The organism is Caulobacter sp. Root487D2Y (genome assembly GCF_001427165.1).
GTDB lineage: Bacteria > Pseudomonadota > Alphaproteobacteria > Caulobacterales > Caulobacteraceae > Caulobacter.
This window is the reverse complement of the sequence record NZ_LMFD01000010.1, coordinates 31,680-47,273: the sequence shown is the minus strand read 5'-3', so window position 1 is coordinate 47,273 and position 15,594 is coordinate 31,680. Positions and strand designations below refer to the sequence as shown.

Annotated in this window: 11 protein-coding genes; 8 read left to right on the top strand and 3 right to left on the bottom strand. The window is 70.1% G+C overall.

Annotated features, from left to right (window positions below; translation table 11 throughout):
• Positions 1-119 precede the first annotated feature (119 nt).
• Entirely contained in the window at positions 120-2,003 is a 1,884-nt protein-coding gene (locus ASD38_RS10045; protein WP_056440997.1) for an ATP-binding protein, read from the bottom strand.
• A gap of 171 nt (positions 2,004-2,174) precedes the next feature.
• On the opposite strand from ASD38_RS10045, the gene ASD38_RS10040 reads away from it, so the two are divergent.
• From ASD38_RS10040 to ASD38_RS10020, 5 genes are all read left to right on the top strand, one after another.
• Positions 2,175-2,510, top strand: coding sequence for a hypothetical protein (locus ASD38_RS10040; protein ID WP_056459748.1), 336 nt, complete (start codon positions 2,175-2,177; stop codon positions 2,508-2,510).
• 57 nt (positions 2,511-2,567) lie between these two features.
• Complete coding sequence (locus tag ASD38_RS10035; RefSeq protein WP_056441003.1) at positions 2,568-2,993, top strand: hypothetical protein; 426 nt, start codon at positions 2,568-2,570, stop codon at positions 2,991-2,993.
• A 135-nt stretch (positions 2,994-3,128) separates the two neighbouring features.
• Positions 3,129-4,301, top strand: coding sequence for a phosphoserine transaminase (locus ASD38_RS10030; RefSeq protein ID WP_056441006.1), 1,173 nt, complete (start codon positions 3,129-3,131; stop codon positions 4,299-4,301).
• Positions 4,302-4,437: 136 nt separating this feature from the next.
• A complete protein-coding gene (serA, locus tag ASD38_RS10025) occupies positions 4,438-6,018 on the top strand; it encodes a phosphoglycerate dehydrogenase (RefSeq protein WP_056459745.1) in 1,581 nt (526 codons plus the stop codon).
• A 286-nt stretch (positions 6,019-6,304) separates the two neighbouring features.
• On the top strand, positions 6,305-6,670 hold the full coding sequence (locus ASD38_RS10020) for a VanZ family protein (RefSeq protein ID WP_056459743.1): 366 nt from the start codon (positions 6,305-6,307) through the stop codon (positions 6,668-6,670).
• A gap of 152 nt (positions 6,671-6,822) precedes the next feature.
• Here the strand turns inward: ASD38_RS10020 and ASD38_RS10015 are convergent, their stop codons facing one another.
• Entirely contained in the window at positions 6,823-7,584 is a 762-nt protein-coding gene (locus ASD38_RS10015; RefSeq protein ID WP_056441017.1) for a crotonase/enoyl-CoA hydratase family protein, read from the bottom strand.
• A 99-nt stretch (positions 7,585-7,683) separates the two neighbouring features.
• Between ASD38_RS10015 and ASD38_RS10010 the strand changes: the two genes are divergently transcribed.
• From ASD38_RS10010 to ASD38_RS10000, 3 genes are all read left to right on the top strand, one after another.
• The gene (locus ASD38_RS10010; RefSeq protein ID WP_056459740.1) at positions 7,684-8,463 is read left to right on the top strand and encodes an ImuA family protein; all 780 of its coding nucleotides are present in this window, start codon (positions 7,684-7,686) and stop codon (positions 8,461-8,463) included.
• Positions 8,464-8,632: 169 nt separating this feature from the next.
• Entirely contained in the window at positions 8,633-10,063 is a 1,431-nt protein-coding gene (locus tag ASD38_RS10005) for a Y-family DNA polymerase (RefSeq protein ID WP_156390720.1), read from the top strand.
• A gap of 126 nt (positions 10,064-10,189) precedes the next feature.
• Positions 10,190-13,570 carry an error-prone DNA polymerase gene (locus ASD38_RS10000; RefSeq protein WP_056459737.1) on the top strand — a complete coding sequence of 1,127 codons (3,381 nt, stop codon included), beginning with the start codon at positions 10,190-10,192 and terminating at the stop codon, positions 13,568-13,570.
• Positions 13,571-13,586: 16 nt separating this feature from the next.
• On the opposite strand, the gene ASD38_RS09995 is transcribed toward ASD38_RS10000, so the two are convergent.
• Positions 13,587-15,434: a response regulator gene (locus ASD38_RS09995; RefSeq protein ID WP_056459734.1), complete on the bottom strand. Its 1,848-nt coding sequence runs from the start codon at positions 15,432-15,434 to the stop codon at positions 13,587-13,589.
• Between the last annotated feature and the right edge of the window lie 160 nt (positions 15,435-15,594).

The window sequence follows — 15,594 nt, the reverse complement described above, 5'->3', positions numbered from 1 at the left end:
GAATGCCGGGACCCAGATCCTGTAGCGGGGAGTCTGATTGGAAGGGCACCGAGCTCTTGGAGCCCATCACACCACCATTCCATCTGGGTCCCGGCATTCGCCGGGATGAGCGGCGTTTTTTAAGCCGCCGCGACCTTCGAGCTGTCGCGCCGGGCGGCGGCCACGGCGGTCTCGATCGCGTCGTAGAGCTTGGTGACCTCGATCGGCTTGGCGACGTGGCCGTCCATGCCGGCGGCCAAGTAGCCTTCGACCTGGTGGACCAGGGCGTTGGCGGTGACCGCCACGATCGGGATGCGCTTGCGGTTCTCGCTGATCTCGAGCGAGCGGATGGTGCGGGCGGCCTCGACGCCGTCCATCACCGGCATGTGGATGTCCATCAGCACGATGTCGTGGCCGCCGCGCTTCCAGGCCTCGACGCAGGCCGCGCCGTCGGCCACCAGCTCGACCTCGGCGCCCAGCGGGGCCAGGACGGCGGCGATGACCTTCTGGTTGGTCGGATTGTCGTCGGCGGCCAGCACGCGCAGGCGGCGCTCGGATTCGATCGGCGGCGGGGCGGCCTGGACCGGCGCGGGGGCGGGGGCCTCGCCGCGGGGCATGGCCACCACGACGGTGAAGGTCGAGCCCTGGCCCGCGCGGCTCTGCACATGGACGCCGCCGCCCATCAGGGTGGCCAGCTCGTTGCAGATCGACAGGCCCAGGCCCGAGCCGCCGAACCGGCGGGTGGTCGAGCTGTCGGCCTGGACGAACTTGTCGAACAGGCGCGGCAAGGTTTCGGCGTCGATGCCGATGCCGGTGTCGACGACGTCGACGCGCAGGCCGCTGCCGTCGTCGGCCGAGGCGAAGCGCACCGAGACGCTGCCCTCCAGCGTGAACTTCAGGGCGTTGGAGACCAGGTTGCCCAGGATCTGGCGCAGACGGTCGGCGTCGCCGCGCCACGAACCCAGCGCTTCCGGCGCGACGAAGACCCCGAACTCCAGGTTCTTGGCCCGCGCCTGGGTGGCGTAGGATTCCCGGATCGACAGGGCCAGGCTGGCCAAGTCGAAGTCGCGCTCCATCAGGTCCAGCCGGCCGGCCTCGATCTTCGACAGGTCGAGCACGTCGTTGAGCACCGACAGCAGCAGGCCGCCCGACTCGCGGATCACCGACAGGCGCTCGCGCTGGGCGGCGGAGAGCTCGCCCATGGCCATCACCTCGGTCATGGCCAGCACGCCGTTCAGCGGGGTGCGGATCTCGTGGCTCATATTGGCCAGGAAGTGCGACTTCAGGACGTTGGCGGCGTTGGCGTCGTCGCGCGCCTTGACCAGTTCGGCCATCGCCCCGCGCAGGTCGTGATCGTTGACCTCCAGCCGCGCGACCAGGTGGTTGAAGCTGTCGGTCAGGCTCTGGAAGACGTCGTCGTCGGCCGCCTGCTCCACCGGCTTGAAGCGGCCGTCGGCGGCGACCTCGCGCATGGCGTTTGACAGGCGCTCCATCGGCTTGGTCATGCGGCGGGCCAGGCCGTTGGCCAGAAGGATCGCCAGGCCGGCCGAGCCGAAGAACAGGGTGCCGGTCAGGGCCAGGTCGCGGGCCATGATGTCGCCCAGGCTGGGGCGGCGGGCCGACAGGGACAGCGAGCCGACCCGCCGGTTGCCCAGCTTGATCGGGCGAACCAGGGTGTCGACCTCGGCGTCCTTGGCCGCGCCGACCTGGGCGACCACCTGGCCGTTCATGTCGGTCAGCCGCACGGACACGACGTTGGGCGCCTTGGCCACGGCCTCGAGGGCGCGATAGGCGCCGACCGTATTGTGATCGGCCATCGGCGCGGCGGCGCCGGCCGCCACCATCTGGGCCAGGATCTCGTGGTTGGCCTGGGATTCCTGGCGGGCGACGCTCCACTGCTGGAGCATGAAGCACAGACACGCGGCCAGCAGCGCGGCCACGGTGGTGGTCAGCGCGACAGCCGAGATTCGCGCTTGCAAGGGCGCGTGCGTCGCGGCTCCGGAGCTGCGGCTGTCGTCGATCATTTCCCGTCCCAGGAGAATCCTAGAGGTCCATCTTCCCGCAATCTTACTAACGCTTCGCTTCCAAGATACCGCCTTGCGACCGCAAAACAACGCTAACGCGTGTTTCTCATTGCGCCCGTCTTAACTTTTCGTTTACCTCTTCCCTTAGTCTTTCATTAAGGAGATGGGGCGTTGGAAAAGATTTTCGTTGTCAAACGTGTGGCCGCGAAGCTGCATGGAACGGAAGCGGCGATCGACGCCGCGATGGTGCAGGCCGCTGAAATGATGGCGGATTTGGTTCAGGCTCGTAAGGATCTGGGCCTGGCCGCGACCGTCGGCGCGACCACGACCGCCAAGGTCATGTCCGCCCTGGCCGCCCTGTCCGAAGCCCGCACCGCGATGGTCGATGCTCACGCCGAACTGGATCAAACCCGTCTGCGCCTTGGCGTCCGCACCAAGATGATGGGCTGGGACAAGATGGAAGGCTCGGCCCAGGTCGCCGACGAGCGCATCGCCGAAGCCAGCTAAGCAATATTGCAAGAGTTTAATCCCTAGGGTCTCTAATTCGCGCTAGAGACTCTAGGGATGCATATTCAGCTCGTCGCAATTTTGGGATGGACGGCCACCTTAGCGGTGTGCGGTTTGGCCTGGATTCGCGGCGGCCCGGCCGAGCGGTGGGGTTCGCTCATCGTGTTGGCCGGATCGATCGTCTATTCCTTGATCCAACTGTTCCTGCCGCCCGCCTCTCAGTCGGTCGTCAATCTGTTGTGCGAAGGAATCTACGGTTTCGCCTTCTTGACGTTGGCCCTGCGTTACACCAGCCCCTGGCTGGGCGGCGCGATGTTGCTGCAAGCGATCCAGTTCAGCCTGCACGCCTACTATATCGTCGGCGAACGTCCGCACGACACCACCTACGGCATGGTCAACAATCTGAACTCCATCGGCGTGCTGATCTGCATCCTGCTGGGCATCGTGTCGTCCTGGCGCCGCCGAACCCGCGCCGCAAAATAATTTCCCGGGTCGGACGATTTGTCCGCCGCGCGGCAAAATCTCTCCTTGCCTTCGCCGCCGAAACGAGGTTTCTCGCCGGCGGGCCACATCCCCCCAACGGGATGCAGTCCATCTGTAAGGATGGGAGACATCGATATGACGACCCTCGCCAAGCCGGCGATCCGCCCGGCTCGCCCCGAGTTCTCTTCCGGCCCCTGCGCCAAGCGCCCAGGCTGGACCCCCGAAAATCTCAGAAACGCCGTGCTCGGCCGGTCGCACCGCTCGAAGCTGGGCAAGGGCCGCCTGAAGGCCGCCATCGACCAGACGCGCGAAGTGCTGGAAGTCCCCGCCGACTTCCTGATCGGCATCGTCGCCGGTTCGGACACCGGCGCCGTCGAGATGGCGATGTGGTCGATGCTGGGCGCCAGGCCCGTGCAGCTGCTGGCCTTCGAGTCCTTCGGCAAGGACTGGGTCACCGACGTCACCAAGCAACTGAAGCTGCCCGACGTCGAGGTGCTCGACGCGCCCTACGGCCAGCTGCCCGACACCTCCAAGGTCGATCCGGCCAAGGACCTGGTCTTCACCTGGAACGGCACCACCTCGGGCGTCCGCGTCCCGAACGCCGACTTCATCTCGGCCGACCGTGAAGGCGTCGTCATCTGCGACGCCACCAGCGCCGCCTTCGCCCAGGAGCTGGACTGGACCAAGCTGGATGTCGTGACCTTCTCCTGGCAGAAGGCCCTGGGCGGCGAAGGCGCGCACGGCGTGCTGATCCTGTCGCCCCGCGCCGTGGCCCGCCTGGAGAGCTACACCCCCGCCTGGCCGATGCCGAAGCTGTTCCGCATGACCAAGGGCGGCAAGCTCGCCGCGGACATCTTCGAGGGCGCGACCATCAACACGCCTTCCATGCTCTGCGTGGAAGACGCCCTGGACGCCCTGAAGTGGGCCGCGTCCATCGGGGGCCTGGAAGCCATGCAGGCCCGCGCCGACCAGAACCTGGCGGTCATCGCCGACTGGGTCGCGCGCACCCCGTGGGTAGAGTTCCTGGCGGCGACGCCGGAGATCCGCTCCAACACCTCGGTGTGCCTGAAGGTCGTCGATCCCAAGATCGCCGCCCTGCCGGAAGACGCCCAGGCCGACTTCGCCAAGAAGCTGGCCGGCCTGCTCGAGAAGGAGGGCGCGGCCCTCGACATCGGCGGCTATCGCGACGCCCCGGCCGGCCTGCGCATCTGGTGCGGCGCCACCGTCGAGGCCTCGGATCTCGAGGCCCTGACGCCGTGGCTGGACTGGGCGTTCGCCTCGGTCTCGGCCGAACTGGCCGCCGCTTAAAGCTCGCAATGCGCCCTCCCTCCCCCTTGATGGGGGAGGGGCAGGGGTGGGGGTGAACCCCGCCACCTCAGCACGCACCCCCATCCCAACCCTTCCCCCATCAAGGGGGAAGGGCTCGAAATCGGAGAACACCTCCATGACCGCTCCCCGCGTCCTCATCGCTGACAAGCTCAGCCCCGCCGCCGTCGACATCTTCAAGAACCGCGGCGTCGACTTCGACATCAAGACCGGCCTGACCAAGGACGAGCTGATCGCCGTGATCGGCGACTATGACGGCATCGCCATCCGCTCGGGCGCCAAGCTCGACAAGGACGTGATCGCCGCCGCCAACCGGCTGAAGGTCATCGCCCGGGCCGGCATCGGCGTCGACAATGTCGACATCCCGGCCGCCACCGCCAAGGGCGTGGTGGTGATGAACACCCCGTTCGGCAACTCGATCACCACGGCCGAGCACGCCATCGCCATGATGTTCGCCCTGGCCCGCCAGCTGCCGGCGGCCGACGCCAGCACCCAGGCCGGCAAGTGGGAGAAGAACCGCTTCATGGGCGTGGAGCTGTACGCCAAGACCCTGGGCCTGATCGGGGCCGGCAACATCGGCGGCATCGTCGCCGATCGCGCCCTGGGCCTGAAGATGAAGGTCGTGGCCTACGACCCCTTCCTGAGCCCTGAGCGCGCCATCGAGATGGGCGTGGAGAAGGTCGAGCTGGAGGACCTGCTGGCCCGCGCCGACGTCATCACCCTGCACACCCCGCTGACCGACAAGACCCGCAACATCCTGTCGGCCGAGAACCTGGCCAAGACCAAGAAGGGCGTGCTGATCGTCAACTGCGCCCGCGGCGGCCTGGTCGACGAGGCGGCCCTGCGCAAGCTGCTGGACGACGGCCATGTGGGCGGCGCGGCCTTCGACGTGTTCGTCACCGAGCCGGCCAAGGAAAACCCGCTGTTCGGTTCGGACAAGGTGGTGGCCACCCCGCACCTGGGCGCCAGCACCAACGAGGCCCAGGAGAACGTCGCCCTGCAGGTCGCCGAGCAGATGAGCGACTACCTGCTGACCGGCGCGGTCACCAACGCCCTGAACAGCCCGTCGATCACCGCGGAAGAAGCCCCCAAGCTGAAGCCGTTCGTGGCCCTGGCCGAGAAGATCGGCGCCCTGGCCGGCCAGATGGTCGACTTCGGCATCTCCGCCATCGACATCGCCTTCGAGGGCGAGGTCTCCAAGCTGAACGTCAAGCCGATGACCTCGGCGGCCCTGGCCGGGATCCTCAAGCCGATGCTGGCCGAGATCAACATGGTCTCCGCGCCGGCCGTGGCCAAGGAGCGCGGCATCACCGTCTCGGAAAGCCGCCAGGAGGTCAGCCCCACCTATGACAGCCTGATGCGCGTGACCATCACCACCGAGAAGGGCAAGCGCGCCTTCGCCGGCACGGTGATCGCCGGCGCGCCGCGCATCGTCGAGGTCAAGGGCATGGAGCTGGACGCGGGCTTCTCGCCGGCCATGCTCTACATCAACAACCTGGACAAGCCGGGCTTCATCGGCGCCCTGGGCATGCTGCTGGGCGAGGCGGGCGTCAACATCGCCACCTTCAACCTCGGCCGGCTTTCCGCTGACGAAGATGCGATCGCCCTGGTCGGCGTCGACCAGGCCCCGGACGAGGCCCTGCTGGCCAAGATCCAGGCCCTGCCGCACGTCAAGGAAGCGCGAGCGCTGACGTTCTGACGGGCTCTCTGATCCTTCTCCCCTTGCGGGAGAAGGTGGCCCGAAGGGCCGGATGAGGGGTCTCTCAAAACCATCCGCCGCGCCCAGCCTGACCGCTGGGCGCGGCGTTTGCGTTGGTGCGGCCCCTCACCCGGCGTCCTTCGGACGCCACCCTCTCCCGCAAGGGGAGAGGGAAGAGGGTGCAGATCCCGTGCAGCCGGCGAGGCGATGCGACGAAGACGCCGTCCCGCCATTTTCAAGCCTCACCGGACCGGCTAGGTGCGAGGGAGCCCAGCCAGGAGCCCCGATGTCCATCCGCGCCCGCAAGATCAACCGCCTGGTCTTCATCGTCTTCCTGGCCGCCTCGGCCTACGCCCTGGCCCGGGCCTTGCTGCCCGACGACGACAGCCTGGGCCTGATCCCCTGGGACAAGGCCAAGCACTTCATCGTCTTCTATGTGTTGAGCGTCCTAGCCAGCCTGGCCCTGCCGCAGAGCCGGCTGCACCGCATCGGCCTGGTGATCCTGGCGTTCGGCGGGGGGATCGAGATCCTGCAGGGCCTGGTCGGCCGCGACGCCTCGTGGTTCGACCTGTTCGCCGACGCCTGCGGCATCAGCGCCGCGTTCGGGCCGATGCTGGTCAGCCAGTGGTGGCGCAAGGCCGCGCGGTTTTAGTTCTCAAGAATCCGCTCATCCCGGCGAATGCCGGAACCCAGATCCTATAGCTGAGTGGCTGATTGGAAGGGCGATGCGCGCTTGGCGTCATCCCCACGGCCATTCCATCTGGGTCCCGGCATTCGCCGGGATGAGCGGATCATTTGGAGGGTTCAGAACTTTCCCCCGCGCCCCTCGCCGTCCTTGAACCGCGCGGCGCCGGCCCGGGCCTCGCGGCGCAGCGGCTCCAGCCCGCCGATCCCCTCGACCTTCAGCGCCTCCTCCAGCGAGACGTCCCACTGGGCGAAGGCCGAGGCGCGGTCGGCGCGCAGGCAGACCTGCGGGAAGGCGGCGATCTGGGCGGCCAGGGCCTGGGCGGCGTTCAGCGCCTCGCCCGCCGGCACGACGCGGTCGGCCAGGCCCCAGCTCAGCGCCTCGGCCGCCTCGACCGCCCGGCCGGTCAGGATCATGTCCAGCGCCCGGCCCTGGCCGACGATGCGCGGCAGCCGCACCGTGCCGCCGTCGATCAGCGGCACGCCCCAGCGCCGGCAGAACACCCCGAAGATCGCGCTTTGCGAGGCCACCCGCAGGTCGCACCACAGGGCCAGCTCCAGCCCGCCGGCCACCGCGTGGCCCTCGACGGCGGCGATCACCGGCTTGGACAGCAGACGTCGGGTCGGCCCCATCGGACCCTCGCCGACCGGGTCGTAGCGCTCGCCCTCGCCGGACGCCGCGACGGCCAGGTCGAACCCGGCGCAGAACGTCCCGCCCGCCCCGGTCAGCACGGCGACGGCGGCCTCCGGATCGGCCTCGAAGGCGTCGAACGCGGCCCGCAGTTGCAGGGCGGTGTCGGGGTTCACCGCGTTGCGCTTTTCGGGGCGGTTGATCGTGACGGTCCAGACCGGGCCGTCGGTGCTGAGTTCGACTTCGGTCATCTTGGGCCTCCGCGCGTCCTGGCGGACACCATGAGCGGCTCTGCTTGACTCTCCAAGCCGAGAAGATCAGAACAAAAGTGGAACATTGGAGTGTGGAGCATGCCCGGGGCGAAACCCGCCCTTACGGCTTTGAGAGCCCAGATCGCCGCCCTGGAAGCGGGGACTCGGACTCCGCCTCCCGTCCTGCCGTTCGGCGACCCGCGCCTCGACGGCTGCTTCCCGGCCGGCGGCCTGCAACGCGGCGGCTGGCACGAGGTCGGCGGTTCCGGCCTGGAGGAGGAGACCGGCGCGGCCCCCGCCGCTTTCGCGGCCTTGCTCTTGCGGCCGCTGGCCGCCAAGGGCGCGGTGGTCTGGGTGATGCGGCGCGACGACCTGCACGCGCCGGGCCTGATGGGGCTGGGCTTCCCGGTCGAGCGCCTGATCCAGGTCCGGGCCCGCGACGAGGCCGAGGTGCTGTCGGTTCTGGAGGACGCCCTGGCCACGGTGGGAGTCGCCGCCGCGATCGGCGAGGCCGAGGCGCCGGACCTGAAGGCCGGACGCCGCCTGCAGCTGGCCTGCGAACGGCGGGGATCGACCGGGGTGCTGCTGCGGCGTCGGCCCTATGGCGGACCGGCGGGAAAGGTCAGGGAGGTGTCGGGCTCGGCCGCCCAGACCCGCTGGCGGATCGCCGCCGCCCCCAGCCAGCCGCCGCCCGGCGAGCCGGGCCTGGGCCCGCCGCGCTGGCGGGTCGAACTCGAACGCTGCCGGGGCGGCCGTCCCGGCGCCTGGATCCTCGAACAAGCGGAGGCCGCCGATGGTCCGCATCCTTTCCGTCTGGTGTCGCAACTGGCCGATCACGACGTGGCGGCGGGCGAACCCGAACTTCGGCTCGTCGGCTGAGAATAGGCCCTCCCCCCGTGGGGGAGGCGGTCGCGAAGCGACCGGTGGGGGGAGTGATCGGAAGGTCGATCCTGCCAGTGGTCGGCGGCCTAAAACTCCCCCCTCCGTCGCCTGCGGCGACACCTCCCCCACAGGGGGAGGATCTGTGTCGGCGGTTCCCCCCGTCGCCCTGGTCGCCACCGAGGGCGGGACCCGACGCCTGGCCGCCGTCGACGACGCGGCCGCCGCCCTGGGCCTGCATGTCGGCCAGAAGGCCGCCGACGCCGCGGCCCTGGTCCCCGATCTGGTCACCGCCGACCACGACCCCGAGGGCGACCGCGCGGCGCTGGAGATCCTCTGCGACTGGTGCGTGCGGTTCTCGCCGGCCGTGGCCCTGGACGGGCTGGACGGCCTGCTGCTCGACGTCGAGGGCGTCTCGCACCTGTGGGGCGGCGAGGCGGCGATGCTCGACGACCTGCTGGACCGGCTGGCGCGCTGGGGCGCCCCGGCCCGGGGGGCGATCGCCGACACCCCCGGCGCGGCCTGGGCCCTGGCCCGCTACGCGCCCGACCGCACGATCGCCCCGCCCGGCGGCCAGGCCCCGCTGCTGGCCCCGCTGCCGGTCGCCGCCCTGCGGCTGGACGAGGCGGCCCAGGCCCAGCTGCCGCGCCTGGGCCTGTTCCAGGTCAGCCAGCTGCTGGCCCTGCCGCGCGCCCAGCTGGCCAAGCGGTTCGGGCTGGGCGCGGTGATGCGCATCGACCAGGCCCTGGGCGCGGCCCGCGAGGCCCTGGCCTTCCGCCGCCCGGCCACCCCGTGGTTCGACCGCCTGGCCTTCTTCGAACCGATCAGCGCCCTGTCCGACCTGGAGCGGGTGACCGGCGACATCTGCGCCCTGCTGTGCGCCCGACTGGAGGCCGAGGGGCAGGGCGCGCGACGGTTCGAGCTGGTGTTCCACCGCCTGGACGGCAAGGACCAGCCGGTGCGGGCCGGCCTGTCGCGCCCCGGCCGCGACGCCGTCCGGATCGCCAAGCTGCTGAAACCGAAACTGGACACGGTCGACCCGGGCTTCGGGATCGAGATCGTCACCCTGTGGGCGGCCGACGTCGAGCCGCTGTCGGTCGCCCAGCGAAGCCTGGACGCCGACGGCGGGATCAGCCTGGAGGAGGGCCTGGCGCCGCTGGTCGACCGGCTGATCAACCGCCTGGGCGAGGACCGGGTGTGGCGCGCCGATCCCTATCAGAGCCACGTGCCGGAACGGTCGGTGCGGCGCGCCGCGCCGCTGGACCCGGCGCCGGAAACGGGTTGGGACCCCGACCGTCCCCGGCCGTCCCGCCTGCTGCGCCGCCCCGAGGCGATCGAGGTGCTGGCCAAACTGCCCGACGACCCGCCGGTTCAGTTCCGCTGGCGCGGCAAGTCGCGCCGCGTGCGCCTGGCCGAGGGCCCCGAACGGATCGGCCAGGAATGGTGGCGCAAGGCCTTCGACGAGGTCGGGCCGGGCAAGGTGCGCGACTATTACCGGGTGGAGGACGAGGCAGGCGAACGGTTCTGGATCTTCCGGGCGGGGCTGTACGCGGACGGGGAGAAGGTCCCGAAGTGGTGGTTGCATGGCTTGTTTGGCTAACCAGGTCCTCCCCCCGTGGGGGAGGCGATCGCGCAGCGATCGGCGGGGGGAGTGGTCGGCCCTCTCAGCAAACTCCCCCCACCGTCGGCTTCGCCGACACCTCCCCCACAGGGGGAGGGCCTGGCCATGAAAACCCACGCCTACGCCGAGCTCCAGGCCACCACCAACTTCTCCTTCCTGCGCGGGGCCTCCCACGCCCAGGAGCTGATGCTGACCGGCCAGGCCCTGGGCCTGAGCGCCGTCGGCGTGACCGACCGCAACAGCCTGGCCGGGGTGGTGCGGGCCTGGACGGCGGCCAAGGAGCTCAAGAAGCAAGGTTTGGCGATCCGCGCCCTGACCGGCTGCCGGCTGGACTTCATGGACGGCGCGCCCAGCCTGCTTTGCTACCCCAGCGACCGCGAGGCCTTCGCCCGCCTGACCCGTCTGCTGACCGTGGGCCAGCGCCGGGCCGAGAAGGGCGAATGCCACCTGTTCTGGAAGGACTTTCTCGAGCACGCCGACGGCCAGCTGGCCCTGATCGTGCCGCCGGCGAAACTGGACGGGGCCTTCGAGACCGACCTGACCCGCATCGCCGGCGAGCTGCGCGGCCGGGTCTGGCTGGCCGCCAGCCGGGCCTACGCCGCCCAGGACCTCAAGCGCCTGTCGCGGCTGGCCGAGCTGGCGCGCGACGCCCGCGCCCCGATGGTGGCCACCAACGACGTGCTCTATCACGGCCCCGAACGGCGGCCGCTGCAGGACGTGATGACCTGCATCCGCGAAGGCTGCTCGATCGCCGAGGCGGGCTTTCGGCTGGAGGCCAACGCCGAGCGGCACCTCAAGACCCCGGCCGAGATGGCCCGGCTGTTCGAGCGCTGGCCCCAGGCGGTGGAGCGCACGCTCGAGATCGTCGAGCGCATCGGCTTCGATCTGGGGGATCTGAAGGAGCAGTACCCGGACGAGCCGGTGCCGCCCGGCAAGACGGCCATGGGGCACCTGACCGACCTGACCTGGCAGGGCGCGGCCTGGCGCTATCCGAAAGGGGTTCCCGACAAGGTCGCCGACCAGCTGCGTGAGGAGCTGCGGCTGATCGCCAAGATGGACTATCCCAACTACTTCATCACCGTGCACGACATCGTCCACAAGGCGCGGGAGATGGGCATCCTGTGCCAGGGGCGCGGCTCGGCGGCCAATTCCTCGGTCTGTTTCTGCCTGGGGGTGACGGCGATCGATCCCACCGAGCACCGGCTGCTGTTCACCCGCTTCATCTCCGAGAACCGCGGCGAGCCGCCGGACATCGACGTCGACTTCGAGCATGAGCGGCGCGAGGAGGTGATGCAGTACGTCTACGAGCGCTATGGCCGCGAATACGCCGCCATCTGCGGCACGGTGATCCATTACCGGCCGCGCAGCGCCATCCGCGACGTCGGCAAGGCCCTGGGCCTGACCGAGGACATCACCGCCATCCTGGCCAACACCGTCTGGGGCAGCTGGGGCGACGGCCTGCCCGACGAGCACATCAGGCAGACGGGGCTGGATCCGAACAATCCGCAGATCGCCCGGGCCATCGCCCTGGCCACCGAACTGCTGCAGCACCCCCGCCACCTGTCGCAGCACGTGGGCGGCTTCGTCCTGACCAAGCGGCGGCTGGACGAGACCGTGCCGATCGGCAACGCGGCGATGAAGGACCGCACCTTCATCGAGTGGGACAAGGACGACATCGACAGCCTGGGCCTGATGAAGGTCGACGTGCTGGCCCTGGGCATGCTGACCGCCATCCAGCGGGCGTTCGGCATGCTGCGGGCCGAGCATGGCCAGCCGATCGTCGATCTGGCCGACGTGCCGGTCGAGGTGAAGGGCGTCTACGACATGCTGTCCAAGGCCGACAGCGTGGGGGTGTTCCAGGTCGAGAGCCGGGCCCAGATGTCGATGCTGCCCCGGCTGCGGCCCAACCGGTTCTACGACCTGGTGATCGAGGTGGCGATCGTGCGGCCCGGCCCGATCCAGGGCGACATGGTCCATCCCTATCTGCGGCGGCGCAACGGCCAGGAGCCCGTGGAATGGCCCGCGCCCTCGCCGGAGCATGGTCCGCCCGACGAACTTTTCGGCATCCTGGGCAACACCTTTGGCGTGCCGCTGTTCCAGGAGCAGGCCATGAGCCTGGCCATCGAGGCGGCCAAGTTCACGCCCGACGAGGCCGACGGCCTGCGCAAGGCCATGGCCACCTTCAAGCACGACGGCGATCCGGCCCAGTACCGCGACAAGTTCGTCGAGGGCATGGTCGCGCGCGGCTACGAACGCGACTTCGCCACCCGCTGCTTCAAGCAGATCGAGGGCTTCGGCTCGTACGGCTTCCCGGAAAGCCACGCGGCCAGCTTCGCCAAGCTGGTCTATGTCTCGGCTTGGATCAAATGGGCCTGGCCGGACGTGTTCTGCGCGGCCCTGATCAACTCCCAGCCGATGGGCTTCTACCAGCCGGCCCAGCTGGTGCGCGACGCCCGTGAGCACGGGGTCGAGGTGCGGGCTCCGGACGTGCTGATGAGCGACTGGGACTGCACGCTGGAGGGCCGCGCCTTTTCCTCACCCGCCCACTCCTCCTCACCCGCAAAGCGGGGGAGGTGGCGCGATGCGGATACGCCGCCGCAAGACGCCCCCTCCGTCACGTCGCCGATGGCGACGCGCCACCTCCCCCGTTTCACGGGTGAGGAAAGGCAACCCGCCCCCGACAAGCTCTTCAACCCCGACACCCGCCCTTACTGGAAGGCCGTCCGCCTGGGCCTGCGCCAGATCAAGGGCCTGAAGGAGGACGACGCCACGCTGCTGGTCGCGGCCCGCGCCGCCGGGGCCCGGTCGCCGGCCGACTTCGCCCGGGCCGGGGTCTCGCAGCGCGGGCTGGAGCTGCTGGCCGAGGCCGACGCCTTCGCGTCCGCGGGCCTCTCCCGACGCGACGCCCTGTGGGCGGTCAAGGGGCTGAAGGGCGAAATCAAGGTCGACAGCCAGGCGCCGCTGCTGGCCGGCCTGCCGCTGTTCGAGGACGCCGTCGCCCTGCCGGTCATGGCCTTGCCGCAAGCCGTGGCCGAGGACTACCGCACCACCAGCCTGTCGCTGAAGGCGCACCCCTTGCGGTTCTTCCGGCCGATGCTGGACCGGCTGAACGTCACGACGGCCGAGCGGCTGAAGGGCGTCCGCGACGGCCGCAAGATCAGCGTCGGCGGCCTGGTCCTGATCCGCCAGCGGCCGGGCACCGCCAAGGGCGTGGTGTTCCTGACCCTGGAGGACGAGACGGGCGTGGCCAACGCGGTGGTCTGGAAGGACTGCTTCGACGCCCACCGGCGCACGGTGATGAGCGCCTCGTTCCTGATCGTCCATGGCAAGGTCCAGGCCGCCGACGGGGTGATCCACGTGGTGGCCGAGGGCTTCACCGACCTGTCGGCCGAACTGGCGCGGATGAAGGAGGACCCCGAGGCCCCGGCCCCGACGGTGCGGATGCGGACGTCCGGACGGCTGCAGCGGAGCCGGGATTTCCACTGAGATGTCCCTCCCTCTCTCAATGAGAGAGGGATTCGGAGGCGCGGCTTGTCTCGGCCGCCGCCTTCTTCTCCGCCACCTGCGCCAGCATCGCGAACAGGGCCACGGTGTCGATCGGCTTGCGCAGCACGCCGTCGGCGCCGTCGGCCCGGTAGCGGGCGACGTCGTCGTCGAAGACGTTGGCGGTCAGCATCCAGACCGGCGTGCGGGGGCGCGGCGTCGAGGTCTCGAGCTCGCGGATCCGCGCCAGGGCCGCCACGCCGTCGAGCACCGGCATGTTGACGTCCATCAGCACCAGGTCGAAGGCCTCGGCCCGCCAGGCGTCCAGCGCCTGGGCCCCGTCCTCGGCGAACACCAGTTCGATCGGCGAGGCGGCCAGCAGGGCGGCCAGCACCCGGCGGTTGGCGGGGTTGTCCTCGGCCGCCAGCACCCGGATCGGCGCGATCACCCTGGCTTCCGCCGGCGAGCCCGCGGCCAGTTCCGCGGCGGGCGGCGCCAGGGTCGCGGCCTCGAAGGCGAACCAGAAGACCGCGCCGCGCCCGATGCTCTTGCCTTGGGCGCTCCGGCCCCTCCGGGCCTCGCCGCCCGGAAGGTCGTCCACGCCGATCTCGCCGTCCATCAGGGCCAGGTTGGCCGCGCAGATCGACAGGCCCAGCCCGCTGCCGCCCAGGTTTCGGCCGCGTTCGGTCTGTTCGAAGGCGTCGAACATCCGCGCGCGGTCTTCCGGCGGCACGGGCGCGCCGGTGTCGCGCACCTCGACCAGGGCGCTCAGCGTCTGGTCCTTGGCCACGCCGGCCAGCCGGACCACCACCGCGCCGCCCGACGGCGAGGCTTTCAGCCCGTTGGAGACCAGATTGACCAGGGTCTGCTCCAGCTTGGCCTCGTCGGCCAGCAGGCCGTAGGCCAGGTCGGGATCGGCGTCCTCGAAGCTCAGCACCACGCCGACGGCCTGGGCGTGGGCGCTCCACACCCGCACCACCGCGCGGACCAGGCGTCGAAGGTCGACCGGCGCCAGCGTCAGCGCCGCCTGGCCGGTTTCGACCTTGGTCAGGTCCAGCACGGTGTCGAGCAGCCGGGTCAACTGGGCGCCGCCCTCCAGCACGCCCTGGGCCAGGTCGGCCTGGGTCGGGGTCAGGAAGGTGTCACGGCGCAGGGCGTGGGCGAAGCCGAGCACGGCGTTGAGCGGGGTGCGGATTTCGTGGCTGGCGACGGTCAACAGGTCGGACTTGGCGCGGCTGGCGGCCTTGGCCTCGGCGATGGCCTCGGTCAGGTCGGCGTTCTTGCGGGCCAGGTCGCGCAGGGCCTGGGCCAGGGCGCGGTCGGTGGTCTGCTGGCGCCAGGTGGCGGCCAGGACGGCGACGACGAACAGCAGCATGGCGGCCGCGTAGTGGTTGTCGGTCAGCGGCGCGTGGCGGTCGAAGGCGATCCACAGCAGCGTCGCCACCGGCGGCCCGGCGGCGGTGACGTAGCTGACCTTGCCGGTGTGCACCCGCAGGGCGGCGAACATCAGCACGCAGATGGCCAGCAGGGCGGCCTCCATCCGCATGATCGGGTCGCCCATGAGCCGCAGCTTGACGGCCAGGATGCAGGCGTTGAGCGACAGCAGGAAGACCAGACTGATCGATCGCCAGCGCAGCTGTCGAAAGGCCACGACGGGATCGGCATGGCGCAGCGCCGCCTCGGTCGCCAGGAACAGCGTCGCATAGATGCCCAGCTCGACCACGCCGAACAGGGCCAGGTTCACCCGGGTGTAGAGCGCCAGCAGACCCACGAACACCGCGACCAGGACCAGCCGGGCGCGCACGATGCCGCGCGTGTATCGAACGAACCCGTCCAGGCGGGTGACGTCCACCGTCTGTTCGAACATCCAGGTTCCCGCCGACGCTACTGATGTCCCAAGGATGAGACGACTCGCCCTTGCAAGCGCGGCAAGCCAGAGCATGGGAAGCTGATTCTGGCTTTTGCGCTCGCCTCATAGGCGATGGATTGGGGCGATGGATTGGGGCGACGGGGCGGGCGAAGGGCTG

What these genes read in the sequence shown, in the direction of transcription:
- serA (WP_056459745.1), top strand. Translation starts at nt 4,438, where the DNA reads ATGACCGCTCCCCGCGTCCTCATCGCTGACAAGCTCAGCCCCGCCGCC.
- ASD38_RS10020 (WP_056459743.1), top strand. Translation starts at nt 6,305, where the DNA reads ATGTCCATCCGCGCCCGCAAGATCAACCGCCTGGTCTTCATCGTCTTC.
- ASD38_RS09995 (WP_056459734.1), bottom strand. Translation starts at nt 15,434, where the DNA reads ATGTTCGAACAGACGGTGGACGTCACCCGCCTGGACGGGTTCGTTCGA.
- ASD38_RS10000 (WP_056459737.1), top strand. Translation starts at nt 10,190, where the DNA reads ATGAAAACCCACGCCTACGCCGAGCTCCAGGCCACCACCAACTTCTCC.
- ASD38_RS10010 (WP_056459740.1), top strand. Translation starts at nt 7,684, where the DNA reads ATGCCCGGGGCGAAACCCGCCCTTACGGCTTTGAGAGCCCAGATCGCC.
- ASD38_RS10030 (WP_056441006.1), top strand. Translation starts at nt 3,129, where the DNA reads ATGACGACCCTCGCCAAGCCGGCGATCCGCCCGGCTCGCCCCGAGTTC.
- ASD38_RS10045 (WP_056440997.1), bottom strand. Translation starts at nt 2,003, where the DNA reads ATGATCGACGACAGCCGCAGCTCCGGAGCCGCGACGCACGCGCCCTTG.
- ASD38_RS10035 (WP_056441003.1), top strand. Translation starts at nt 2,568, where the DNA reads ATGCATATTCAGCTCGTCGCAATTTTGGGATGGACGGCCACCTTAGCG.
- ASD38_RS10015 (WP_056441017.1), bottom strand. Translation starts at nt 7,584, where the DNA reads ATGACCGAAGTCGAACTCAGCACCGACGGCCCGGTCTGGACCGTCACG.